The sequence below is a fragment of the Pandoraea sp. B-6 genome, assembly GCF_000282835.1.
GTDB lineage: Bacteria > Pseudomonadota > Gammaproteobacteria > Burkholderiales > Burkholderiaceae > Pandoraea > Pandoraea cepalis.
This window is the reverse complement of sequence record NZ_KB290491.1, coordinates 327-23,352: the sequence shown is the minus strand read 5'-3', so window position 1 is coordinate 23,352 and position 23,026 is coordinate 327. Positions and strand designations below refer to the sequence as shown.

The 23,026-nt window shown below is 64.0% G+C and carries 22 protein-coding genes and 1 pseudogene; 10 read left to right on the top strand and 13 right to left on the bottom strand.

Going from position 1 to position 23,026, the window contains the following annotated elements:
• Window positions 1–9 precede the first annotated feature (9 nt).
• The 5 genes from A985_RS0103575 to purM all read right to left on the bottom strand — a co-directional run bounded on the left by A985_RS0103575 (window position 10) and on the right by purM (window position 4,633).
• Window positions 10–1,293, bottom strand: coding sequence for a hypothetical protein (locus A985_RS0103575; RefSeq protein ID WP_017232040.1), 1,284 nt, complete (start codon window positions 1,291–1,293; stop codon window positions 10–12).
• A 25-nt stretch (window positions 1,294–1,318) separates the two neighbouring features.
• A complete protein-coding gene (locus tag A985_RS0103570) occupies window positions 1,319–1,624 on the bottom strand; it encodes a DNA-binding transcriptional regulator (RefSeq protein ID WP_012479502.1) in 306 nt (101 codons plus the stop codon).
• Entirely contained in the window at window positions 1,605–1,988 is a 384-nt protein-coding gene (locus A985_RS0103565) for a type II toxin-antitoxin system RelE/ParE family toxin (protein WP_017232039.1), read from the bottom strand. The genes A985_RS0103570 and A985_RS0103565 overlap by 20 nt, the downstream gene beginning before the upstream one ends.
• 139 nt (window positions 1,989–2,127) lie before the next feature.
• Window positions 2,128–3,333, bottom strand: a complete 1,206-nt coding sequence (locus A985_RS0103560) for a site-specific integrase (protein WP_017232038.1) — start codon at window positions 3,331–3,333, stop codon at window positions 2,128–2,130.
• Window positions 3,334–3,586: 253 nt separating this feature from the next.
• A complete protein-coding gene (purM, locus tag A985_RS0103555) occupies window positions 3,587–4,633 on the bottom strand; it encodes a phosphoribosylformylglycinamidine cyclo-ligase (RefSeq protein WP_017232037.1) in 1,047 nt (348 codons plus the stop codon).
• A gap of 146 nt (window positions 4,634–4,779) precedes the next feature.
• Between purM and hda the strand changes: the two genes are divergently transcribed.
• From hda to panB, 6 genes are read left to right on the top strand one after another with little or no spacing between them, the layout of a single operon-like run.
• Entirely contained in the window at window positions 4,780–5,490 is a 711-nt protein-coding gene (gene hda / locus A985_RS0103550; RefSeq protein ID WP_017232036.1) for a DnaA regulatory inactivator Hda, read from the top strand.
• Window positions 5,491–5,545: 55 nt separating this feature from the next.
• Complete coding sequence (locus A985_RS0103545) at window positions 5,546–6,235, top strand: HAD family phosphatase (RefSeq protein ID WP_017232035.1); 690 nt, start codon at window positions 5,546–5,548, stop codon at window positions 6,233–6,235.
• Window positions 6,232–7,746, top strand: coding sequence for a polynucleotide adenylyltransferase PcnB (gene pcnB / locus A985_RS0103540; RefSeq protein WP_017232034.1), 1,515 nt, complete (start codon window positions 6,232–6,234; stop codon window positions 7,744–7,746). The genes A985_RS0103545 and pcnB overlap by 4 nt, the downstream gene beginning before the upstream one ends.
• Complete coding sequence (folK, locus tag A985_RS0103535) at window positions 7,743–8,255, top strand: 2-amino-4-hydroxy-6-hydroxymethyldihydropteridine diphosphokinase (protein WP_017232033.1); 513 nt, start codon at window positions 7,743–7,745, stop codon at window positions 8,253–8,255. Before pcnB ends, folK begins: the two co-directional genes overlap by 4 nt.
• Window positions 8,252–8,908, top strand: a complete 657-nt coding sequence (locus tag A985_RS0103530; protein WP_026131614.1) for a deoxynucleoside kinase — start codon at window positions 8,252–8,254, stop codon at window positions 8,906–8,908. The genes folK and A985_RS0103530 overlap by 4 nt, the downstream gene beginning before the upstream one ends.
• A 54-nt stretch (window positions 8,909–8,962) precedes the next feature.
• Window positions 8,963–9,781 (top strand): 3-methyl-2-oxobutanoate hydroxymethyltransferase, encoded by an 819-nt coding sequence (gene panB / locus A985_RS0103525; RefSeq protein WP_017232031.1) that lies wholly within the window; start codon window positions 8,963–8,965, stop codon window positions 9,779–9,781.
• 153 nt (window positions 9,782–9,934) lie between these two features.
• Here panB and A985_RS0103520 read toward each other — a convergent pair whose 3' ends face one another.
• Window positions 9,935–11,302: a sensor histidine kinase gene (locus A985_RS0103520; protein WP_017232030.1), complete on the bottom strand. Its 1,368-nt coding sequence runs from the start codon at window positions 11,300–11,302 to the stop codon at window positions 9,935–9,937.
• Window positions 11,299–11,961 (bottom strand): response regulator transcription factor, encoded by a 663-nt coding sequence (locus A985_RS0103515; RefSeq protein ID WP_017232029.1) that lies wholly within the window; start codon window positions 11,959–11,961, stop codon window positions 11,299–11,301. Before A985_RS0103515 ends, A985_RS0103520 begins: the two co-directional genes overlap by 4 nt.
• Before the next feature lie 214 nt (window positions 11,962–12,175).
• Here A985_RS0103515 and A985_RS0103510 point away from each other — a divergent pair, with 214 nt between their 5' ends.
• From A985_RS0103510 to A985_RS0103500, 3 genes are all read left to right on the top strand, one after another.
• A complete protein-coding gene (locus A985_RS0103510) occupies window positions 12,176–12,976 on the top strand; it encodes an ABC transporter ATP-binding protein (protein ID WP_017232028.1) in 801 nt (266 codons plus the stop codon).
• 10 nt (window positions 12,977–12,986) lie between these two features.
• The gene (locus tag A985_RS0103505; protein ID WP_017232027.1) at window positions 12,987–13,907 is read left to right on the top strand and encodes an ABC transporter permease; all 921 of its coding nucleotides are present in this window, start codon (window positions 12,987–12,989) and stop codon (window positions 13,905–13,907) included.
• A gap of 89 nt (window positions 13,908–13,996) precedes the next feature.
• Window positions 13,997–15,025: an ABC transporter substrate-binding protein gene (locus A985_RS0103500; RefSeq protein WP_017232026.1), complete on the top strand. Its 1,029-nt coding sequence runs from the start codon at window positions 13,997–13,999 to the stop codon at window positions 15,023–15,025.
• Between the two features lie 40 nt (window positions 15,026–15,065).
• Here the strand turns inward: A985_RS0103500 and A985_RS24075 are convergent, their stop codons facing one another.
• From A985_RS24075 to grpE, 4 genes are all read right to left on the bottom strand, one after another.
• Window positions 15,066–17,078 carry a chorismate-binding protein gene (locus A985_RS24075; RefSeq protein WP_039829829.1) on the bottom strand — a complete coding sequence of 671 codons (2,013 nt, stop codon included), beginning with the start codon at window positions 17,076–17,078 and terminating at the stop codon, window positions 15,066–15,068.
• A gap of 4 nt (window positions 17,079–17,082) precedes the next feature.
• Entirely contained in the window at window positions 17,083–18,234 is a 1,152-nt protein-coding gene (gene dnaJ, locus A985_RS0103490; RefSeq protein ID WP_017232024.1) for a molecular chaperone DnaJ, read from the bottom strand.
• A 127-nt stretch (window positions 18,235–18,361) separates the two neighbouring features.
• Entirely contained in the window at window positions 18,362–20,287 is a 1,926-nt protein-coding gene (gene dnaK, locus A985_RS0103485; RefSeq protein ID WP_017232023.1) for a molecular chaperone DnaK, read from the bottom strand.
• Between the two features lie 251 nt (window positions 20,288–20,538).
• The gene (grpE, locus tag A985_RS0103475) at window positions 20,539–21,084 is read right to left on the bottom strand and encodes a nucleotide exchange factor GrpE (protein WP_017232022.1); all 546 of its coding nucleotides are present in this window, start codon (window positions 21,082–21,084) and stop codon (window positions 20,539–20,541) included.
• Between the two features lie 298 nt (window positions 21,085–21,382).
• Here grpE and A985_RS26900 point away from each other — a divergent pair, with 298 nt between their 5' ends.
• Entirely contained in the window at window positions 21,383–21,571 is a 189-nt protein-coding gene (locus tag A985_RS26900; protein ID WP_017232021.1) for a hypothetical protein, read from the top strand.
• Between the two features lie 54 nt (window positions 21,572–21,625).
• Here A985_RS26900 and A985_RS0103465 read toward each other — a convergent pair whose 3' ends face one another.
• A complete protein-coding gene (locus tag A985_RS0103465) occupies window positions 21,626–22,027 on the bottom strand; it encodes an RNA-binding S4 domain-containing protein (protein ID WP_017232020.1) in 402 nt (133 codons plus the stop codon).
• Window positions 22,028–22,164: 137 nt separating this feature from the next.
• Window positions 22,165–23,026, bottom strand: a pseudogene (gene hemH / locus A985_RS24065) (ferrochelatase); the annotation flags it as partial.

The window sequence follows — 23,026 nt, the reverse complement described above, 5'->3', positions numbered from 1 at the left end:
ATCGCGTGGTTACGACTCTGCGGCCGACGTTTCATGATCGCGGCGTAAATCGGACACCACTGCGATCAGCCGGTTGATCGGCTCGGCCAATCGCTTGGGCAGCACACGGTGTTGGGTATGGATACCCTGCTCGGCAATCCAGCGATGGGCGATCCAGACATCCTCCTCTGGATCGTTGTTGTTCACGCCGTTGCAATACTTGTAGCCGACAAGTGCATCGGCATGGGAAAGCAGCAGTCGCGCCATCGTCATATGAAAACGATGGGCCTGAAGATCCGCAGTGTTTCGAGGGCGAGGAAGAGTCAAACGCAGGCACCGCTGGCTATTGAAGTCCTTCCAATCAGGCCCGGCAACTTCCCCTGCGCGCTCCAGCATCTTGCGTGATTGTTCACTTTTTCCGTTGACCAACGCGACCGCAACAGCTCCCTTCGGGTATTCCAGCCTTTCCGCCAGCAAGTTCATCCAGTGCGCCAGCTTTTGCAAGGTTGCATCATCTGCGAACACTAGGAACTGGTGACGTTGCTCGTCATCGAGGAATGCTGGCAACTGGGCGTAGAGGGGGTACAGCAGGTCATGGAGATAGATGTACGTTTGCCGGCGCCCTTGTTCGTGGCTGCGCGTGGTGGCGGTCAATGCCTGCTGCGCCCATTCTGGCGTCAACTCGTCGATCGACATTTCCGTGATGTCGATGGAGATGAGCGGGAACCCCAGCGACTTACCGATCAGTGCCTTACGTCCGTCGAAGGCATGGCCAAGCTCGATTTCCACGCCACCCAAAACCATTGGCTCCGCTTGGACAGGCGGCCCAAGCACCGCAACATCGAGCCGGAATCGGCTGCCGAAGGGTGTATCCAATGGATGCTCGGTCGCTACACGATCAGCGCCGAGCAATAGGTTACCTTCCAGCGGGTAGTCTGATGCATCCGCATCCTTGAACCACCACGGCATGGCAAGCCGGGCATCCAGACGCCGACCAAGCTCTGCCGCGATCAACTCTTTTGCGCGCCGATGCTCTTGGCTTTCCTGTACGGCCCGCTGCCGGTTGGTTTCTTCGTCATCAAAGTGCGCCCTGAGGTCGTAGATGCGATCAACGGGCAATTGCCGGAAATGGGAGCGCCGACGCAGCTTTCCATCTTCAAAGATAGGGCTGACCCACGTCACCATTTGCCGCAAAGCATCGGGAGACACCAACGGCCATAACTTGCGCGCATGTTCCCGGCTGCGAACATCGCGCGCCACAATCCGGGTCTGAAACAGGCCCTTGCGGGAGAAAACGACTACGGCTTCATCCATGCGTGGCAGTCACCAGTGCGGGGCACTAGATGATGGCTTGCAAGCCCTTGTCGGCGATGATGTTCAGCAGTTTGAGCGCCGGGCCGGCCGGGTGGGTATCGCCTTGCTCCCATTTGCGCACCGTCGAAGCTGTCGTGTGCAGATGCAGCGCAAACACCGGCTGGCTGAACTTCAGTTCTTCGCGCAGGTGTTTGATGTCGGCAGCACTGAACTCCCGCACTGGCGGCGGGCAGATGGCATCGAACTCGCGCATCGTTACCTTGCCGATTGCGCCAGCGTCATGCAGCGCAGCCAAGTCGCCGCGCAGGGATTCAATGAGCTTGCTCGTCACAACACACCTCCAGTAGAACGCCGGACTCCAGCGCTTTCGCCAAGTTCTCTGCCGACAGTTCCAGAAACACCTTGCCAGCGAACTGCAACGCCTTCCTTTCGTCCTGAGTGATATTCGCCTTGTTGCTCTTGGGGAACCCATGCAGGAACACATAGCTGCTGCCGATCCGTGCCGACAGCAGCGTCCGATAGCCGCCGCTTTTGCCGCCACCAGGGCGCGCTACCCGCTTCTTGTAGAGAAAGCCGCCCAGGTCAGCATCAACCAGACCGGCCTCCATCTCCTGGACTGCTTTGCACAAAGCGGCGTCAGGTAGCCTTTCGCTGGCCTGCCACCGTGCAAAGTCCCTGCGTTTGAAGACGGTCATATTTGGCACTCCCGAAAACTATACCCGAAACGGGCATGGTTTGCCAGTTCAACTTTCGGCTTTCTCGGCGTTGGGGAGGATTCGCCAGACAATGTCTGGCGGATTGGCTTGTCGTCCATATACAGAAGCATTTCGCTGTTCATGCTGCGGCCTCCTGCGACTGGCGCTGCCCTGCGCCGGTGATGGCCTGACGCCGGCTGGCCACCAGTTCGGCCGCCTCGCGTACTGGCTTGTCTTCTGTGTGGACGTAGTGCATGAACATCGCTACGGTCTTGTGTCCTGTCAGTCTCATCCCTACCTTGGTCGGCACGCCCGAATTGGCAATGTCGGTGGTCGAACGGTGGCGAATACCATGCGTGCCGACGTGCGGCACGCCGGCGGCCTTGAGCGCCCGGCACCAGCCGCCGTAGTGCTCGCCAAAGGTCAGGTGCTTGTCCGGGTCGTTTGGCGACGGCAGGACATACGGGCAGCCTTCCCGGCGCGGCGCCGTCGAGAGCAGCCGATAGGCTTCCGCGCTCATGGGCTTGGACATGCCGCCAGTCTTGCTGTCGGGCCAAACCACACGGCGGTTCTCGAAGTCCAGCCAAGCCCATTCGAGTGGGCAGATTTCGGAGCGCCGGGCGGCAAACTCGAATTGCAGCCGGATCGCCAGGGGGATGACGTAGTTCTCCAGCCCTTCGGCCTCCAACTTGTCCAGGTGGCGGTAGATCAGCGCCAATTCGCCATCCACGATGAGCCGGGTTTCCTTGCCCGGCGGGAACATCGGGACATGCCGGCACGGGTTCGTGCCGTCCGGGCGGTAGCCCCACACTTCGGCCAGATTGAACATCTTGCGCAGTACGCCGAATGCCTTATTTGCCTCGGTCGGCTTGTACGAGAGCTTTTCCATCAGCCCGGCAATGTCGGGGCGCTTCACATCAAGCACCTTCTTGCGGCCCAGCAATGGGATGATGCAGCGGTCGATGACGCCCTGATAGCCTTCCTGCGTGCTGGGCTTGTTGCGCTTCTTGGAGTAGTCCTCCATGAACTTCTTGCACAACTCCGCGATGGTGGGGGCCTTGCGCGCCTCGGTTTTGGCGCCGCCGGGATCGCCGCCTCGGCGAACCTCGGCCAGCCAGTCCTGCGCCATGACGCGGGCCTGCTCGACGGTCAGTTCTCCGAACAGACCCAAGGCGGGCTTGCGGCGCTCGCCCGCGTTCGTGCGGTACTGGAGCATGAACACCCGGCGACCCGCCGGGGTGATCTTGCACAGGAAGCCGGGCACCACGGTGTCCCGCAGTTCGACGGCCTGCGCCTGGGGTTGTGCCGCCTCTACGGCGGTCTTGGTGAGCTTGATCTTGGCCATGATGACTCCTTGGAACGACCCGATTCCAAGAGCCACATAGGAGCGGCGCGAGGGTAAGCCGGGTCAGGTTTCAGAAAGCACCGGCATATGATGGACGCGCGTAAGTTATTGATAAACCTGCTGTATCCAGCTTCAGCGCAGTCCAGCGAAGTGCCGGGCTGGAGTCATCGTGAAATAAAAAAGCCCGCCGAAGCGATCGCCGGCGGGCTCTCAGTGCATTGCGCATATCCGGAGGGCATCGCCCTCCCGGGGCTTACGACACGATCGTCTGCGCTTCACCTTCCTTGCGCTCGCGGATCGTGCCCAGACGGTAGACCGTCTCGCCCGACGCTTCCAGGTGCTTGACGGCCGCGTCGGCGTCAGCCGCCGCGACGATCACCGCCATGCCGATACCGCAGTTGAACACGCGGTGCATTTCGGCGTCGGCCACCTTGCCGTGCGCCTGCAGCCACTGGAACAACGGAGGCAGCGTCCAGGCGTCTTGCTTGATGTCGGCCGTCAAGTGGTCTTGCAGCACACGCGGAATGTTCTCGACGATGCCGCCCCCCGTGATGTGGGCCATGCCCTTGACCGGCAGCGACTGCATCAGCGCCAGCAGCGACTTGACGTAGATGCGCGTCGGCGCCATCAGCACGTCGCGCAGCGGTTGGCCGTGGAAATCGGCGTCCAGATCCGGCTTGGCAACGTCGATGATCTTGCGAACGAGCGAATAACCGTTCGAATGCGCACCCGACGAGGCCAGACCCAGCACCACGTCGCCCGGCACGATGGTCGTGCCGTCGATGATCTTGCTCTTCTCGACCGCACCGACCGCAAAACCCGCCAGATCGTACTCGCCGTCCGGGTACATGCTCGGCATTTCGGCCGTCTCGCCACCGATCAGGGCACAGCCCGCCAGCTCACACCCCTGGGCGATGCCCTTGACGACGGTGGCCGCGGTGGCCACGTCGAGCTTGCCGCAGGCAAAGTAGTCAAGGAAGAACAGCGGCTCGGCACCCTGCACCAGGATGTCGTTCACGCTCATGGCGACCAGATCCTGGCCGACCGTGTCGTGCTTGTTCAGCGTGAAGGCCAGCTTGAGCTTGGTGCCCACGCCGTCGGTCCCCGAAACAAGCACCGGCTCCTTGTAGCGCTTGGGTACTTCGAACAGCGCGCCGAAGCCGCCAATGCCGCCCAGCACGCCGTCGCGCAGGGTTTTTTTGGCAAACGGCTTGATCGCTTCGACCAATGCGTCGCCCGCTTCGATGTCGACGCCAGCGTCGCGATAGGAAAGGCCGGATGTTTCGTTAGGGTGTGACATGACGGGAATGCATCAAGGTTCGGTAAAATGCGATTTTACCCGATGCGCGTGCCCTTTCGGCATGCAAACCGGATATCGGACGCAAGCCGACGTCGGCTTGCCCTGTAAACCGCACTCCGCCAGCCTTTTGCCGGCTTTCCTCGTTCGTGATCCAGCAACTGTTTCTCGACCTCGGCACACCGCCGCCCGCCACGTTCGACAATTTCATTGTCGGGCCCAATCGCGAGGCGGCGCAAACGCTCGCCGGCCTGCCCGCCGAACTCTCGGCCGGCACGGCACGCGATCGCGGCATCTACCTCTGGGGGACGGCCGGGTCCGGCCGCACCCACCTGATGGAGGCCCTGTGCCATGCCGTGGGCCCAAGCGCGCGCTATCTGCGCCCGAACAGCCCGCTGGCCGCCTTCACGTTCGACGACGCGAGCACGGTCTACTGCGTCGACGATTGCGACCATCTCTCCCCTACTCAGCAGATCGCCGCCTTCAACCTGTTCAACGAGACACGCGCCCGCCCGCACTGTGCCTTCGTGGCCGCAGGCGCCCAGCCCCCTGTCGACATGCCGCTGCGCGAAGACCTGCGCACCCGCCTCGGCTGGGGCCTCGTATTTCACATTGTGGGACTCGATGACGACGGCAAGAAGCAGGCGCTGCAGAATGCCGCCCGCGAGCGCGGGTTGCAGTTGGCGACCGACGTGCCCGCCTATCTGCTCACGCACTTCGAGCGCGATATGTCGAGCCTGATGGCGTTGCTCGATCGTCTCGACCGCTTTTCGATGGAACAAAAGCGCGCAGTGACCCTGCCGTTGCTGCGCCAGATGCTGACCCACACCGATCCGGCCGTCCCCGAAGGGAAAAACTGACCGGTATCGCGCCGGTTCAGGTAAGCCGCCCCTAGCTTCAGGTAAAATTCGCGCAATGACCAATTTAGCCCTCTTCGATCTCGACCACACTCTGCTGCCCACGGACAGCGACAAGGAGTGGGGTCGTTTCCTCGTGCGCCAGGGTGCTGTCGAGCGTGATTCGTACGCACAGGCCAACGAGGCGTTCTATCAGGATTACTGCGAAGGCCGGCTCGATATGCCGGCTTATCTGCGTTTCTGCCTCGCGCCGCTCGCGCGCTATCCGCGCGACCAGCTCGACGCGTGGCATGCGCAGTACATGGAAGAAGCGATCCTGCCGCACATTCGTCCCGAAGCACTCGAACTGCTCGACACGCACCGCCGGGCCGGCGACCTGTGCGCGATCGTGACGGCCACCAACACGTTCGTCACGCGGCCGATCGCCCGGGCGTTCGGCATCGATCACCTGATCGGCACCGAACCGGCCGTGGCCGGCGACGATCCGAACGCACCGGACGCACGCTATACCGGCGACTATGTTGGTACACCGAGCTTCCGCGAGGGCAAGATCACGCGCACCGAAGGCTGGCTCGCCAGCCTTGGCAAGTCGTGGCACGATTTCGACCACGTCTTTTTCTATAGCGATTCCGCCAACGACGTCCCCCTGATGGAGAAGGTGAACCATCCGGTGGCAACGAACCCCGATGAGGCGCTGCGCGACATCGCGCTGGCGCGTCGCTGGCCCATTCTCGAGTTGTTCCAGTGATCCGCAAACTCATCAAGAAACTGCTTGGCAAAGACAGCCAGGCCATCCTGCCCCCGACCGGCAAGCCGGTTGTCATCCCCGCCTCGGTCCACCGCATCGATCCGAGCCTGCTCTCGAAGAACGCCGTGCGCGTGACCGACACGCTGCAGCAAGCCGGGTTCAAGGCCTTCATCGTCGGCGGCGCCGTGCGCGATCTGCTGCTGGGCATTGCCCCGAAAGACTTCGACGTCGCCACCAGCGCCACGCCCGAGCAGGTCCAGCGCCTGTTCCGCCGCGCGCGCATCATCGGTCGCCGCTTCCAGATCGTGCACGTGCAGTTCGGCCAGGAGATCATCGAGACCTCCACGTTCCGGGCGCTGGTCGATGCCGTCGACAGCGAGCAGATCGGCGCACGTCGTCCGAAAAAAGGCGAACTCGACCGCAAGACGCACGTCACCGACGAATCGGGCCGCGTGCTGCGCGACAACGTCTGGGGCGAGCAGGAGGAAGACGCTGCCCGGCGCGACTTCACCGTCAACGCCATGTATTACGATCCGGCGGCCCAGACGGTGCACGACTATCACCACGGCTGGGAAGACATTCAGAAGCGCGTGCTGCGCATGATCGGCGACCCGGCCACGCGCTACCGCGAAGACCCCGTGCGCATGCTGCGCGTGGTGCGTTTCGCGGCCAAGCTCGGCTTCAAGATCGACGACGCGACGGCCGAGCCGATTACACAGCTCGCGCCACTCATCGACAACGTGCCAGCGGCGCGTCTGTTCGACGAGATGCTCAAGCTGCTGCTCTCGGGTCACGCGTGGGCGTGTGTGCAGCAACTGCGTGAGCAGGGCCTGCATCACGGCCTGCTGCCGTTGCTCGACGTGGTACTGGAGCAGCCGTTGGGCGAGAAATTCGTCATGCTGGCGCTCGCCAACACCGATGCACGCATCCGCGCAGGCAAGCCGGTCTCGCCGGGCTTCCTGTTCGCCGCGCTGCTCTGGCATCTCGTGCTCGAAAAGTGGCAGGCCTATCAAAGTGCGGGCGAATATCCGATTCCGGCGCTGCATCTCGCGATGGACGACGTGCTCGACGCGCAAACCGGCAAGCTGGCGATCCAGCGGCGTTTCGTCGCCGACATGAAGGATATCTGGGGCTTGCAGGTGCGCCTGGACAAACGCGTTGGCCGCACGCCGCTGCGCATGCTCGAGCATCCGCGTCTGCGCGCGGGTTACGATTTCCTGCTGCTGCGTTGCGAATCCGGTGAAGTCCCGGCCGAAGCCGGCCAGTGGTGGACCGACTTCCTCGAAGGCGACGCCGCGACACGCGACACCCTGCTTTCCCAAGGCAGCGGACCGGGCTCCACGCCGGCCGCCAAGCGTCGCCGCCGACGTCGCAAACCGACGGGCGGAAGCAGTGGCGAAAGCTCGGGCGGCGAACGTGGCGACGGGGGCGGCGGCAACGAGAGCGCGACCAGCGAGAATCAGGGCAAGCGGGTATCATCGCGACAGCATGGTTCCGAAGGTGCTTCATGACTGTTGCCTACATCGGGCTCGGCGCGAATCTCGGTGACGCCCGCCAATCGATCAAGGACGCCATCGTCTGCCTGGCGCAGCAGATCGGCGTCACGATCATTGGCAAGTCTGACTTGTATCGCACGGCCCCCATCGAATCGAGCGGCGACGACTATCTCAACTGCGCCGTCGCCGTTGAGACGAGCCTGAGCGCTCATCAGTTGCTCACGCTGTGCCTGAAGATCGAGTTGCATTTCGGACGCGAGCGACCGTACAAGAATGCGCCGCGCACGCTCGATCTCGACCTGCTGCTGTACGGCGACGAGTGCATCGCCGAACCCGACCTGATCGTCCCGCATCCGCGCATGGCCGCGCGCGCCTTCGTGCTGCGCCCGCTCGCGGATCTCGCTCCTGAACTCGACATCCCTGGCCTGGGCCGCGTGAGCGCCTTGCTGCTGGGCGTCGCCGACCAGCGCATCGAGCGCGTCGCGCAGTGCTGCTGCCCGACGAAGCGCGCCTACGTGTCATGAGATCGCCCGTGCTCGGGCGTTTTCGCTACCTGGCCGTCGAGGGCCCCATCGGGGTCGGCAAGACGTCGCTGGCGCAGCGCCTGGCCGATGCCGCCGGCGCCACAGTGTTGCTCGAGCAGCCCACGCTCAATCCTTTTCTCGAACGTTTTTATCGCGACAGCGCACGCTACGCGATGCCCGCGCAGTTGTCGTTCTGTCTGCAACGGGTCGACGAGGCGACGGAAATTGCCCGGCGCGAGATCGACGGCAAACCGATCTTCACCGACTTTCTTCCCGAAAAAGATGGCCTGTTCGCACGCCTGACGCTCTCGGCCGACGAACTCGACCTGTATCGCAGGCTCGTGGCGCACATCGAGCGGCCGCACCGGGCGCCGGACCTCGTGATTCATCTGCAGGCGAGCCCCGAGACGCTGTTCGCGCGCATTCAGAAGCGCGCCATTCCGATGGAACAGCAAATTCCCGATACGTATCTGCGCGCGCTGTGCGACATCTACGGCGAATTCTTCTATCATTACGCCGCTGCGCCGGTATTGACGGTCGACACGGAACAATTCGACCCGGCGCATAACGACAATGACTTCGCCCTGCTGGTCGAACGCATCGATCAGATGCGCGGACGCAAGGAAGTCTTCGTCAAGGGCGCTCGCCCCTGATCGTCGCCCGCGCCGCGCAGGTGAGCGGGTGACACCTCATGAACCGAGGCTGACATGAGTTATCTGCAAGAATCCAACCGCAAGGCCGTGACCGTTCCCGGGCTTGCCCAGATGCGCGAGCGGGGCGAGAAGATCGCCATGCTCACCGCGTATGACGCAAGTTTCGCGGCGCTGCTCGACCGCGTGGGGGTCGACGCCATTCTGATTGGCGACTCGCTCGGCAACGTGATCCAGGGCCAGCGCACGACGTTGCCCGTCACGTTGCGCGACATCTGTTATCACACCGAATGCGTCGCGCGCAGTGTCGACAAGGCACTCGTACTGGCCGCCCTGCCGTTCGGCACCTATGGCACGAAGGAGCAGGCTTATCAGAGCGCCGTGGCCGTCATGCAGGCCGGCGCGCAAATGGTGAAGATCGAAGGCAGCGCGTGGCTCGCCGAGACGGTGCGCTTTCTGGTCGAGCGCAGCATTCCCGTGTGTGCGCATCTGGGACTCACGCCGCAGTCGGTGCACGCGTTCGGCGGTTTCAAGGTTCAGGCGCGCGAAGAGGCTGCGCAAACGCAGTTGATCGACGATGCGCGCACGCTGCAAGCGGCAGGCGCGCAGTTGGTCGTGCTCGAAGCCATTCCGGCCGCCGTCGCTGCGCGCGTCACACCGGAAGTGCCGACGATGCCGACCATCGGCATTGGGGCCGGTCCCGAATGCGACGGACAAGTGCTGGTGTTGCAGGATATGCTCGGCGTGTTCCCCGGCAAGTCACCGAAGTTCTCGATGAACTTCATGGAAGGCCAGCCGAGCATTGCCGCCGCCATCGAAGCGTACGTGCAAGCGGTCAAGCACGGCACGTTCCCTGCGCAAGCGCATTGCTTCTGAGCGAGCGGACACCTCCCACGCGCTGATGAGGCAGCGGTTCGCGAACGCGCCGCTGCCTCGGTCCACGCTGATGTGCCACGCGTGCTCGAACCTCCCGCGATCCTGCCGCACCCCTTGCGCCCCCTTGCGCCCCCTTGCGCATTCGTTCCGCGCTCATCCGGCCATCGGCAGCGTCAACACGACGGCGAACCCCGCGTCGCGGCCCCCCTCGAACGTCATCGTCCCGCCGTGTGCAAGCATCACCTCGGCCACCATCGCCAACCCCAGGCTCGCCCCTTCGCGTCCGTCGGCACGCGATGAGAACGGCGTGCGCACCCGCTGCCACTCCGACTCGGGGATGCCCGGCCCATCGTCGAAGAACCGCACGCGCCATTGATCGTCGACACGCGTCACATCGACGTGAAGCCGATGCGGTGCGCCATATGCCAGCGCGTTGACCAGCACGTTCTTGATCGCTTCGCGCAGGCTCAGGGCATCGCCGACGATCATGCAGGGCGTCGGCGGTGCGTGAAAGGCCACATCGATATCGCGTGTTGCATACGACAGCGTCTCGCGCATCGCCACCGGCAACAACGCCTTCAGATCGACCGGCGTGGGCGCCACGCTGTCGGCGCGATGCTGCACCATCGCGTGATTGATCAACTGGTGAATGAGTCCGCCCAGCCCACGCGCCTGCTTCTGGATGCGCGCGATATGTGCCTGACGCGCCGCCTCGTCCTGCGTCTGCGTGAGCATTTCCGCCTGCGCGGTGAGTGCCGTCACCGGCGTGCGCAATTGATGCGCGGCGTCGCCGATGACACGACGCATCAGCGCGCGCGAGGTGGCCAGCCGCTGCATGAAGTCATTGATTGCACCGACGAGCGCCAGCGTCTCGGCCGGCGCCGTCACCGCCAACGGCACGAGGTCGTTCGAATCGCGCGCCCGGATGGCCGCTTCGATCTGCTTGAGCGGCGCGAGCGCCTGACGCAGCGTCCACAACGCCGCGAGCATTGTCAGCACACCGGTGGCGATGGTGATGAGCAAAGTGTTGTCCGCCAATCCACGCGTGAATCGCACGCGTGCGTTCTGCGTGTGGGCCAGTGCCACCACGGCCCACGGATGCGGCGCGCTCACCGGCATGCGGCGACCGACGATGGCGATGCGGATGGGCATCTCCTGGTACGTGCCGTCGACCACGACCGGCCCGCCGGCCAGCTTGTCCCACGGAATATCGGGACGGAACTCCGAATCGCCCGCGACCGAGCGGCCGTTCGGATCGAGCACGTTGTAGAAGATCTGATCGCCCGGCGCGAGGGCGGAAAAGGCGGCGAGCGGTACGTCGACGTTGACCTCGCCATTCTGATACCAGGTGTTTTCCGCGACCTGCAGCGCGCTGCCGAGCAGCCAGCGGTCGTACGCGCGGTCGACGGCCGCGCGCGTCGAGAACCAGATGCCGAGCAGCACCGCCGCCACGGCGAACGCCAGCACAGCGCCCATGCGAACGACCAGCCGCAGATACAGGGAACGGCCGGGAACGATCATGACAGCACGAGTTGATAACCCAGTCCGCGCAACGTGCGAATCTGGAATTGCGCGGCGGCCAGCTTCTTGCGCAGACGCGCCACATATTGCTCGATGGCGTTCGCATTTGGCGCCGGCTCGTCGCCATACAGGCGATCCATGAGTTCGTCTTTGCCGAAGATGCGTCCCGGGCGCGCCGCAAGAATTTCGAGCAGCGTCACTTCGCGACGCGTCAGTTCGATCGGCAGGCCATCGACCTCGACGCCGCGACTCTTGCGGTCCAACGTGAGGTTGGCGCATGTCAGCCGATTCGTGGCGTCCTGCCCGGTGCGCCGCATGAGCGCTCGCACGCGCGCTTCCAGCTCGCGAAAATCGAACGGCTTGGTGAGGTAGTCGTCGGCCCCGAGATCGAGCGCACGCACCCGTTCCTCGATCTCCGCGCACGCAGTGAGCATGAGCACGCGTGTGGACAGGCCACGCTCGCGCACGCGTCGCAGCAACTCGAAGCCATCGATGTGCGGCAGCATGACGTCGAGGATCAGCAGGTCGTAATCGTCGCCGATGCGTGCCGCGGCGGCCGCGCCGTCGGTCTCGCAATCGAGCGCGTGGCCGAGCCTACGCAACTGGGTGGCAATCGCTTCGGCGACATCGGCGGTGTCTTCCACCAGCATGATGCGCATAGTTCCTGAGTCTCCTTCGATGGTGATCACGGGGCGCCCGGCATTCTTCCCGGCGAATGTCCGTGATGGTCTCGGGATTCTCTCGGAAATCGCCGGCGACTTCCTCGGGGTTTCCCCTGAATTCGGGCGCTGCGCGCCCGACGTGTCAGCTTCGCTACAGCTTCGCTGCTTAGCATGGGAACTGATTATAAAAGCATCCCTCAGGAGACACGCAATGCACAACGCCCCCCATGCGGGCGCCGCCGGGACCCCTGCGCCCGCGGTGCCGCCATTGCTCGAAATCGATGGCGTCACGCTGCAATACAAGACCGACGATTACCTGGTGACCGCCGCGCAGCAAGTGAGCTTCAACGTCTATCCGGGCGACCGGTTCGTGCTGCTCGGCCCGTCGGGCTGCGGCAAATCGACGTTGCTCAAGGCCATTGGCGGCTATCTGCCGCCGGTCCACGGCGAGATTCGCCTCAAGGGCCGCACGATCACCGAACCGGGTCCCGATCGCATGATGGTGTTCCAGGAATTCGATCAACTGCTGCCGTGGAAAACCGTGCGTCAGAACGTGGAGTTCGCGCTGATCGCCAGCGGTCGCCTCAAGCGACGCGAAGCCGCCGAGCGTGCCGCCCACTACATCGAAAAGGTTGGCCTCGCGAAGTTCATCGACAGCTATCCGCACACGCTCTCGGGCGGCATGAAACAGCGCGTGTCCATCGCGCGCGGCATGGCGATGGAGCCCGACGTCTTGCTCATGGACGAGCCGTTCGCCGCGCTGGACGCCCTCACCCGCCGCAAGATGCAGGACGAACTGCTGCGCCTGTGGGACGACACGCGTTTCACGGTGCTGTTCGTCACGCACGGCATCGACGAAGCGATTCGCATCGGCACGCGCATTTTGCTCCTCTCGCCGCACCCCGGCCAGGTCAAGGCCGAACTCAATAGCATCGCCCCGGAGCAACTCGGTACGGCGCACCAGAGCGCGCTCGAGACGCGCATCGATCAACTGCTGTTCGCAGCCCACTGAGGAGACGGCCATGAACGCCATGACCTCGCAACACACCCCGTCGTCCGCCCAAGCGAGCGTTGAAGCGCCCCTCGAAGCCGTCTACCGGCCGGAATTCGTGCTGGAACCGACGCCCGCCGAGCTGTCGTCGATTCAGCGTCCGCTGTCGACCTTCGAAACGCTGTATCGGCTGAGCTGGCTGCGCAAGACGCTCATCCTGTGCGTGCTCGCCGTGATCTGGGAAATCTACGGCCGCTGGCTCGACAACGCGCTGCTCTTCCCGAGTTTCACCGACACGGTCAGCGCCTTCGCCGGCGGATTGACCAGCGGCGTGCTGCTGCTGCGCGCCGCCGTCTCGCTCAAAACGCTGCTCATCGGCTACAGCATCGGCATCGGGCTCGCGGGCGTGCTGACCACCGTCGCCATCAGCTCGAAGATCGGCAACGACCTGCTCGAAACGCTCACGGCCATGTTCAACCCGTTACCAGCCATCGCACTGCTGCCGCTCGCGCTGATCTGGTTCGGCCTGGGCAACGGCAGCGTGATCTTCGTGCTCGTGCACTCGGTGCTGTGGGCCGTGGCGCTCAACACGCACAGCGGCTTTCGCGGTGTATCGAAAACGCTGCGTATGGTCGGGCAGAACTACGGGCTCAAGCGTTTCGCGCTGGTTCGGCATGTGCTCATCCCGGCCGCGTTCCCGAGCATTCTCACCGGGCTGAAAGTGGGCTGGGCGTTTGCGTGGCGCACCCTGATCGCGGCGGAACTGGTGTTCGGCGTGTCGTCCGGCTCGGGCGGTCTGGGCTGGTACATCTTCGAGAACCGCAATTCGCTGGAGACGGCCAATGTGTTCGCCGGCCTGTTCTTCGTGATCCTGATCGGTCTCGCGGTCGAGAACCTGCTGTTCGCCCGCATCGAAAAGCGCACGCTGCACCGCTGGGGCATGCAGCACTGACTCACGATTCACACGTTTTTTGCGGCAGTGTCTGATTGACGCCCCTTCGGGGGTATGAATAATTCCAACTATCCGGAGACAACAACACCATGAACCGACGCCATTTCACCCGCTGGGCAAGCGCGCTGACGCTCGCTGCCACGACCGCCCTGTCCACGCTCGGCAACGTCGCGCACGCCGAAGCGAGCACCGTGCGTTTGTCGCACGGCTACGGCATTCTCTATCTGCCGCTGATGGTCATGCGCGACCAGCATCTCGTCGAGAAGCACGCGAAGGCATTGGGCCTGGGCGACGTGAAGACGACGTGGACCGTGCTCGACGGCGGCAACGTCATCAACGACGCCATGCTCGCCGGCAATCTCGATGTCGCGGGCACGGGCGCGCCGGGCTTCGTCACGCTGTGGTCGAAGGCGCACGGCATTCCGCGCTCGGAAGTGATCGGTCTGTCGGCCCTCTCGAGCGGCCCGCTCTGGCTCAACACGAACAATCCGAACGTCAAGTCGCTCAAGGACTTCACCTCGAAGGACAAGATTGCGATTCCGGGCATCAAGACGTCGCTGTCCGCCGTGCTGCTGCAAATGGCGGCGGCCAAGGCCTTCGGTATCGAGAACTACGCGAAGCTCGATCCGCTGACGGTCAGCCTGAGCCATCCGGAAGCCGTCAGTGCCCTGCTCTCCGGCAAGACGGAAATCACGGCGCACTTCACCTCGCCGCCGTTCTCGTACCAGGAACTGAAGGATCCGCGCATCAAGCGCGTGCTGAATTCCACCGACGTGCTCGGCAACATCACCATCGACGTGGTCTTCGCGCCGAAACAGTTCACCGTGCAGAATCCCAAGCTGGTGCAGGCGATCCTGGACGCCCAGGATGAAGCGGCCGCGTACATCGCCAAGGATCACGTCGGCGCCGCGCAAACTTACCTGCGCGTGTCGAAGATGAACGTGCCGCAAGCCGACATCGAGCAGATTCTGGCCGATCCGGGCATGAAATTCACCACCACGCCCAATGGCCTGATGCAGTATGTCGAGTTCATGAGCCGCGCGGGCACGATCAAGACGCGTCCCGCGAAGTGGAGCGAACTGTTCGTGCCGCAGATGGCAGCGCGTCAGGGCAGTTAATGGCATGACGCACGGCGGCGTGTGTTGGCGCCGCCGTGCCTCAGTTGCTTGCCGTCGTCGGTGGCGCTGTTGATGGCGCTGTTGATGCCATCGACGGTGGCGACGCCGGTGGCGTCGTCAGTGAAGCCTCCAGCAACGTCGCAGGCAGCGCGCCGCGCAGCGCATTGCACACGACGATCGCCTGTGCGCTCAGCACGTCGTCTCGCGTGAGCACGGCCTCCACCGCCGACCATTTCGCGTCGTCGAGCATCACCCCGCGCATCACGCCCGGCAACACACCGCATGACAGTCGCGGCGTCATCCAGATACCGTCGCGCTTGACGAACACATTGCTGCGCCCGCCCTCGGTCAGCTCGCCGCGCTCATTGAAGCACAGCATGTCGAACGCCCCATTCGCTTCCGCCTCCTTCCACGCCGCATCGTAACGCGCACGCACCGTGGTCTTGTGGCGCAGGAACAGGTCGTTCGCGCGCGTCGTGCTCGCGGGATCGTTGGCCGCCGCTAGCAGCACCTTGACCGACTTGCCCGGTAGCGGTGCCAGCACGGCGTGCGTTATCGCGACCGTGCCGTCATGCGAGAGCGCCAGACGCACGCGGTGAACGTCGTGTTCGCCCAGCGTGGCGACAACCGCATCGATCTGTGCACGCAAGGCCGCCTCATCGAACCGGAAGCCGAACCACTTCGCGGACGCCGCCAGGCGCGCCACGTGCCGCGCGAGATGGGCCACGCCCGACGCCTGCGTCGCCTGCATCGTCTCGAAGAGTTCGAAGCCCGGATCGAGCGCACTCAGGAAACGCGCCTTGAGCTTGCACTCTGCGCGCTCCTCGTGCGCCCGGCTGTCGAGCACGATGCCCGCCCCGACCCCCAATCGTCCGCGCCGCAACCCGCTGGCGTCGGGCGCATCGAGTTCCAGCGTGCGAATCGCGACGGACAGGCAGAAGTCGCCGAGCGCGTGCGGGTCGTCTTCGCGTGCATCCAGCCAGCCGATCGCGCCGGTATAGAGCCCGCGCGGCGACGCCTCGAGTTCACCGATCAGTTGCATCGCGCGATATTTCGGCGCACCCGTGATCGAACCACAGGGATACAGCGCGCGCAACACGTCGGCAAACGTCGTCGCTTGCGGCAGCGTCGCCGTGACGGTCGAGGTCATCTGCAGGACACTCGCGAATCGCGTCACCTCGAAGCGCCTCGGCACCGCGACTGAGCCGGGTATCGCGAGCCGTCCGAGGTCGTTGCGCAACAGATCGACGATCATCACGTTCTCGGCGCGGTTCTTCTCGTCGGCCGCGAGCGCGGCGCTGCGCTCGGCGTCCTCCGATGCGTCGCCGCTGGCCGGCGCCGTGCCTTTCATCGGACGCGCCTCGATCTGGCCGCGCGAATGACGCAGGAACAGTTCGGGCGAGAGCGAAAGAATCGCCCGGCCGGCCACGCCCGACGCGCCCGGCAACATGACGAGCGCACCGTACGGTACCGGCTGACGCGCACGCAGCCGGCGATACAGCGCGACGGGCGAGCCGAACGCGTCGAAATTCAAACGGTACGTGTAGTTGATCTGATAGCACTCGCCTTGCGAGAGCCAGTCGTGGATGCGGGCGATGGCGTCGTCGAAGGCTGCATCGCTCACGTCGCTTTGCAGCGCCGCGACCCCGGCCACGCCGGGCGGCGTAACGCCGTCGCCGTTACCGGAAATGACGGGTGCCAAGCTGCCGTCACAGGCATCGGCCGCTTCGCGTTGCGACAGCCACGCCTGCGTTTGCGTCGCGTCGAGCCGCTGCAACTCGCGAAACAGCAGGGCGCGCAATCGTCCCCGTGCTCGCCGCGCCGCCACCGTCTGTACGCCCGCGAGACGCACACCGAATTCGTAGTCGGCCAGCAACACGGCATGCAGGCCGTGACGCGTGGCGTCTTCCACTTCGCGAAGCGCGTCCGAAAGCACATCGGGCTCGTCGCAAGTCACCTCGCGCACGAGCCCGGTATACAGACGCGCCCCGCCGGCCGGATCCGCGCTGTCGTCCAACAGCGCGAACGCGGCCAAAGGGGCTTCACATGACATGGAATTACTCGAAGAACTGCTTCACGCGGTCGAACCAACCCTTCGTCTGTGGGCTGTGACGGGCGCCGCCGGCCTTGAGTGCGGTATCGAAGTCACGCAGCATTTGCTTCTGCTTGTCGTCGAGTTTGACCGGCGTTTCCACCTGCACATGCACGTATAGATCGCCCGGATAGCTCGCGCGCAGGCCCTTGATGCCCTTGCCGCGCAGGCGGAACGTCTTGCCCGTCTGCGTGCCTTCCGGCACTTCGAACGTCGCCTTGCCGTGCAGCGTCGGGGCGTCGATGTCGCCGCCGAGGGCCGCCGTCGCAAACGAAATCGGCATCTGGCAATGCAGATCGTCGCCGTCGCGCTCGAACACGTTGTGCGCCTTGATGTGGATTTCCACATACAGGTCGCCCGCAGGACCGCCATTCACACCCGGTTCGCCGTTGCCGCCCGAACGGATGCGCATGCCGTCTTCGATACCCGCCGGGATCTTGATCTCCAGCGTCTTGGTCTTCTTGATCTTGCCCGAGCCGTGGCAGTTCGTGCAGGGGTCGGGCAGGTACGAGCCCGTGCCGTGGCACTTCGGGCAGGTCTGCTGAATGCTGAAGAAGCCCTGCGACATGCGCACCGCGCCCGATCCGTTACAGGTCGGGCAGGTCTCGGGCTTCGTGCCCGGCTTCGCGCCGTTGCCGTGGCAGATCTCGCATTCGTCCCAGCTCGGCACGCGAATCTGCGTGTCGAAACCGTTCGCGGCCTGCTCGAGCGTGATCTCCATGTTGTAGCGCAGATCTGCGCCGCGATACACCTGCGGACCGCCCCGGCCACCACGGGCACCCGCACCGCCAGGGCCGCCCTGACCGAAGATGTCGCCGAAAATATCGCCGAACGCGTCCGCGAAGCCGCCGAAGCCCTGACCGCCTGCCCCGCCGAAGCCGCCCATGTTCGGGTCGACGCCCGCGTGACCATACTGGTCGTACGCGGCACGCTTCTCCGGCTCGGAGAGCATCTCGTACGCCTCTTTTACTTCCTTGAACTTCTCTTCAGCGTCCTTGCTGTCCGGATTGCGGTCCGGATGGTACTTCATCGCCAGCTTGCGATACGCCTTCTTGATTTCGTCGTCGGCGGCGTTCTTGGCAACGCCAAGCACTTCGTAGTAATCACGTTTGGCCATAAGTCTTTCCAATGTTGGCGCATGTCGCCATCAGGCAAAAAGCCGGGTCGAGATTCCCTTGGCAGAGAACTTCGATACCCGGCCTACACGCGACGCACATTCACGAGCGTCGCGCGCCATGCACGCCTTACTTCTTGTCGGTGACGTCCTTCACTTCGGCGTCGACGACGTTATCGTCATGCGGCTTGCCCGGCTCGGCGCCCGCGGCACCCGCAGCACCGGCTTGCGCCTGCATGTCGGCATACATCTTCTCGCCGAGCTTCTGGCTGGCAGTGCCGAGCGCCTCGACCTTGGCATCGATGTCCGCCTTGTCCGAACCGCGCAGCGCGCCTTCCAGCGCCGTGATGGCCGACTCGATCGCTTCCTTTTCCGAGGCTTCGATCTTGTCGCCGTACTCCGTCAGCGCCTTGCGGGTGCTGTGCACGAGGGCGTCGCCCTGATTGCGGGAGTCGGCCAGTTCGCGCGCCTTCTTATCTTCCTCGGCGTTCAGCTCGGCATCCTTGACCATCTGCTCGATCTCGGCGTCCGACAGACCCGAGTTCGCCTTGATGACGATCTTGTTTTCCTTGCCCGTGGCCTTGTCCTTCGCGCCGACGTGCAAAATGCCGTTGGCGTCGATGTCGAAGGTCACTTCGATCTGCGGCGTACCCCGTGCGGCGGGCGGAATGCCTTCGAGATTGAACTCGCCCAGCGATTTGTTGCCGGCGGCCATCTCGCGCTCACCCTGGTACACCTTGATCGTCACGGCCGGCTGATTGTCGTCGGCCGTCGAGAACACTTGCGAGTGCTTCGTCGGGATCGTGGTGTTCTTCGTGATCATCTTCGTCATCACGCCGCCCAGCGTTTCGATACCGAGCGAGAGCGGGGTCACGTCGAGCAGCAGCACGTCCTTGCGGTCACCCGAGAGGACCGAGCCCTGAATCGAGGCCCCCGCGGCCACGGCTTCGTCCGGGTTCACATCCTTGCGCGGTTCCTTGCCGAAGAATTCCTTGACCTTCTCCTGCACCTTCGGCATGCGGGTCATCCCGCCGACCAGAATCACGTCGTCGATGTCGCTCACCTTCACGCCGGCATCCTTGATGGCCAGACGGCAGGGATCGATCGTGCGGGCGATCAGCTCTTCGACCAGCGCTTCGAGCTTGGCGCGCGTGATCTTCAGGTTCAAGTGCTTCGGACCCGAGGCATCGGCCGTGATGTACGGCAGGTTGATTTCAGTCTGCTGGCTCGACGACAGTTCGATCTTGGCCTTTTCCGCCGCTTCCTTCAGGCGTTGCAGCGCGAGCACGTCTTTCGACAGATCGACGCCTTGTTCCTTCTTGAACTCGCCGATGATGTAGTCGATGATGCGCTGGTCGAAGTCTTCGCCACCGAGGAACGTGTCGCCGTTGGTCGACAGCACTTCGAACTGGTGTTCGCCGTCCACGTCCGCGATTTCGATGATCGAGATGTCGAACGTGCCGCCACCCAGGTCATACACCGCGATCTTGCGGTCGCCGCCTTCCTTCTTGTCCAGACCGAATGCCAGTGCGGCAGCGGTCGGCTCGTTGATGATGCGCTTGACTTCCAGACCAGCGATACGGCCGGCGTCCTTCGTGGCCTGACGCTGGCTGTCGTTGAAGTAGGCCGGCACCGTGATCACGGCTTCCGTGACCGGCTCGCCCAGGTAGTCCTCGGCGGTCTTCTTCATCTTGCGCAGCACTTCGGCGGAAATCTGCGGCGGGGCCAGCTTCTGGTCGCGCACTTCCACCCAGGCATCGCCGTTGTCAGCCTTGACAATCTTGTAAGGCATCAGGCCGATGTCCTTTTGCACTTCCTTTTCTTCGAAGCGACGGCCGATCAGGCGCTTGACAGCGTACAGCGTGTTCGTCGGATTGGTCACCGCCTGGCGCTTGGCCGGTGCGCCGACCAGAATCTCGCCATCTTCCATATAGGCGATGATCGACGGCGTGGTGCGGGCACCTTCCGCGTTCTCGATGATCTTGACCTGATTGCCTTCCATGACGGCCACGCACGAGTTCGTGGTGCCCAAGTCGATACCAATGATTTTGCCCATGTTTATTTCTCCTAGCGTCCTTTGCGTCGTTCCGTGGGGCCTGTGGCCCGCTCAAATCGTTGATCTGCACGTCATATGGGTGCAGCCCGGTCCATTTCAAGACCCTTCTTGTCGTCCGGTTTTACCCCGCGTCATGCCAGCGTATCCATCGGCATGACGCCCGTGCAGTCCACGGCCGGGAATGCCGTGACGGTTGCCGGAACGCCGAAACTTGCCATGATGTCATGACGTTCGACGCCGGCGCGACCCGATTACTTGGCCGCCGCGACGGTCACGAGCGCCGGGCGCAGCACGCGATCGGCGATCAGGTAGCCCTTTTGCAGTACCGCGACGACGGTGTTCGGTTCCTGCTCGGCGGGCACCATCGAAATGGCCTGATGTTGATGCGGATCGAACTTCGCACCGGCCGGGTCGATGACCGTCACCCGGCTGCGTTCGAGCGCCGAGACAAGCTGGCGCAACGTCAGGGCGACGCCTTCCTGGAGCTTGGCCACATCGCCGCTTTTGTCGGCCGCGGCCGCTTCCAGGCTGTCGATCACCGGCAGCAGGTTCTCCGCGAAACTCTCGACGGCGAATTTGCGCGCCTTTGCCACGTCCTCTTCCGCACGGCGGCGAACGTTCTCCATCTCGGCGCGCGCGCGCAAGGCGTCGTCGCGCAGGGCTGCCGCTTCGGCCTGGGCCGCCAGCAGTTGCGCCTCGACCGAGGGCAGCGCGTCGTTCGCGCCCGCCGCGTCGGTCGGGGCCGCTTCGGCCTGGGACGGAATCGGCTGATCGGGGGTGTTTTGCGGTTCAGTCATGAGCTTGAGTCGTCAAAAGGTTCTTGCGGCGCACCACGACGATGCGCCACCGGTTCAAATCCCTTTGGATAGTAGGGGCGTTCACACCGATTTCAAGGGCTGGCGGCGCGCTGTGCGCCATGCCGGTGCGCGCCGCGTGCCGATAAATATCCGGTTACACGCGTTACGAGTCCACTATTGTATCGGCCGTTGCTGCGACCTAACATGAAATACGGTTCAGCGGATGTATGTGCCGCGCTGAACCCGGCCGCTCGCCGGACATCCCCCGTCCCGTCGAGCGTTCTCTCAGGAGCGCATCATGAAGCTGCCACTGGCTGTTGTCTTCATCCTTGCGTTGGTGACGACGGTAACGATTACGATCTGCTTGTCCGGCGCAGTCACCCCCCGCGATACCGAATACGGTGGCGTGCGGGCGGTGCTGTATCACGACTTTGAAATGCCGGGCGTTCCGGTGCATTCGTCCAATACCGGAATTCCTTCGCGCTAGTCACCCGAGGGCGCGGCCGTCTCATCGACGGGTCAGCGCTCTCGCACGTCCCCTCTATTCGCCAACGCCACCGAGACGCCGTCGATCCCGTTTCGTCGGCCGCCCGTGCATTTGCGCCGCGGGCTCCTGAAACAAACGTCGGCGTTCACTCTCATCCGCACGCATGCGCCGACTGGCGTCGGTCTCTTCATACAGCGACTGTGCCACCGGGGCCGAGCCCCGGACTTCCGCGATGGCCTTCACACGCACTCCCCAGCGCGTGCTGCCGTTATCCACCGTGACAAGGTCCCCCGGGCGCACGTCGCGCGCCGGTTTGACCCGGGCGTCGTTGCACAGCACCCGCCCACGGTCGACGGCTTGCGTGGCGAGGGAACGCGTCTTGAAGAAGCGCGCCGCCCATAACCATTTGTCGATGCGGGTGGCGGCCTGCGGCGAATCGTCCACCTTGACGCTCACGTGTCCGCTCCGGGTTGGCCCTGCGCCGATAAGGCCGACGCTGCCGCCGCCGCATTGGCTTCGTCGAACGCCGCCACGGCCGCGACTTGCCGTTGCCGGGTCGATGCCACCGCCGCCGCCGACGCCTGAGCGGCGCCCTCGGGCGTGAGCACCGGCCACCCTTGCAGGTGACGCGCAGCAATTTCGCCAAGCGCCGTGATCCAGGCGCTCGCACCGTTCAGACATGGGATGAAATGGAATGCCTTGCCGCCGCTGGACAGGTACGCGTGGCGCCCTTCCATATTGATTTCCTCGAGCGTCTCGAGACAGTCCGACGTGAAGCCGGGGCAGAACACATCGACACGGGGTGTGCCGCCACGGCCCAGCTCTTCGAGCGTGGGTGCCGTGTAAGGCTGGAGCCATTCGGCCTTGCCAAAACGCGATTGAAACGTGAGACGACAGGTCGTCTCGTCGAGGCCCAGCGCGGCGCCCAGCGCACGCGCGGTCTTTACGCACTGATCATGGTAAGGATCACCTAGGTCGAGCGTGCGGCGCGGCACGCCGTGAAAGCTCAGCAACAGTCGCTCGCCTGCCGAGAAATCGGGCCGGCCGTGCTGCTGCCAGTAGCCTTCGACCTGCTGACGCAATGCCTCGATGTACGCCGGATGATCGTGATAGTCGCGCACCGTGCGCACATCGGGCTGATTGCGCAGCCGGCCGAGCACGCGGAATACGGCATCGGTCGCGGTGGCGGTCGTACTGCTCGAATACTGGGGATAGAGCGGCAGAACCAGAATGCGCTCGACGCCAGTTTGCCGCAGCGCACGAATGCGCTCCGGAATCGACGGGTTGCCGTAGCGCATGGCGTAGTCGACGACCACGTCGTAGTCGTTCGCGTGCAGCAAGGCCCGCAACGCGTTCGTCTGGTATTCGGTGTTCACCTTGAGCGGAGAGCCGTCGCGCGTCCAGATCGTCGCGTATTTCTGCGCCGACTGGCGCGAGCGGAACGGCAGGATTCCC

Excerpts from the sequence above, each read along its gene's own strand:
- A985_RS0103575 (WP_017232040.1), bottom strand. The coding sequence starts at position 1,293 with ATGGATGAAGCCGTAGTCGTTTTCTCCCGCAAGGGCCTGTTTCAGACC.
- A985_RS0103565 (WP_017232039.1), bottom strand. The coding sequence starts at position 1,988 with ATGACCGTCTTCAAACGCAGGGACTTTGCACGGTGGCAGGCCAGCGAA.
- A985_RS0103560 (WP_017232038.1), bottom strand. The coding sequence starts at position 3,333 with ATGGCCAAGATCAAGCTCACCAAGACCGCCGTAGAGGCGGCACAACCC.
- purM (WP_017232037.1), bottom strand. The coding sequence starts at position 4,633 with ATGTCACACCCTAACGAAACATCCGGCCTTTCCTATCGCGACGCTGGC.
- A985_RS0103545 (WP_017232035.1), top strand. The coding sequence starts at position 5,546 with ATGACCAATTTAGCCCTCTTCGATCTCGACCACACTCTGCTGCCCACG.
- folK (WP_017232033.1), top strand. The coding sequence starts at position 7,743 with ATGACTGTTGCCTACATCGGGCTCGGCGCGAATCTCGGTGACGCCCGC.
- A985_RS0103530 (WP_026131614.1), top strand. The coding sequence starts at position 8,252 with ATGAGATCGCCCGTGCTCGGGCGTTTTCGCTACCTGGCCGTCGAGGGC.
- panB (WP_017232031.1), top strand. The coding sequence starts at position 8,963 with ATGAGTTATCTGCAAGAATCCAACCGCAAGGCCGTGACCGTTCCCGGG.
- A985_RS0103520 (WP_017232030.1), bottom strand. The coding sequence starts at position 11,302 with ATGATCGTTCCCGGCCGTTCCCTGTATCTGCGGCTGGTCGTTCGCATG.
- A985_RS0103515 (WP_017232029.1), bottom strand. The coding sequence starts at position 11,961 with ATGCGCATCATGCTGGTGGAAGACACCGCCGATGTCGCCGAAGCGATT.
- A985_RS0103510 (WP_017232028.1), top strand. The coding sequence starts at position 12,176 with ATGCACAACGCCCCCCATGCGGGCGCCGCCGGGACCCCTGCGCCCGCG.
- A985_RS0103505 (WP_017232027.1), top strand. The coding sequence starts at position 12,987 with ATGAACGCCATGACCTCGCAACACACCCCGTCGTCCGCCCAAGCGAGC.
- A985_RS0103500 (WP_017232026.1), top strand. The coding sequence starts at position 13,997 with ATGAACCGACGCCATTTCACCCGCTGGGCAAGCGCGCTGACGCTCGCT.
- A985_RS24075 (WP_039829829.1), bottom strand. The coding sequence starts at position 17,078 with ATGTCATGTGAAGCCCCTTTGGCCGCGTTCGCGCTGTTGGACGACAGC.
- dnaJ (WP_017232024.1), bottom strand. The coding sequence starts at position 18,234 with ATGGCCAAACGTGATTACTACGAAGTGCTTGGCGTTGCCAAGAACGCC.
- dnaK (WP_017232023.1), bottom strand. The coding sequence starts at position 20,287 with ATGGGCAAAATCATTGGTATCGACTTGGGCACCACGAACTCGTGCGTG.
- grpE (WP_017232022.1), bottom strand. The coding sequence starts at position 21,084 with ATGACTGAACCGCAAAACACCCCCGATCAGCCGATTCCGTCCCAGGCC.
- A985_RS26900 (WP_017232021.1), top strand. The coding sequence starts at position 21,383 with ATGAAGCTGCCACTGGCTGTTGTCTTCATCCTTGCGTTGGTGACGACG.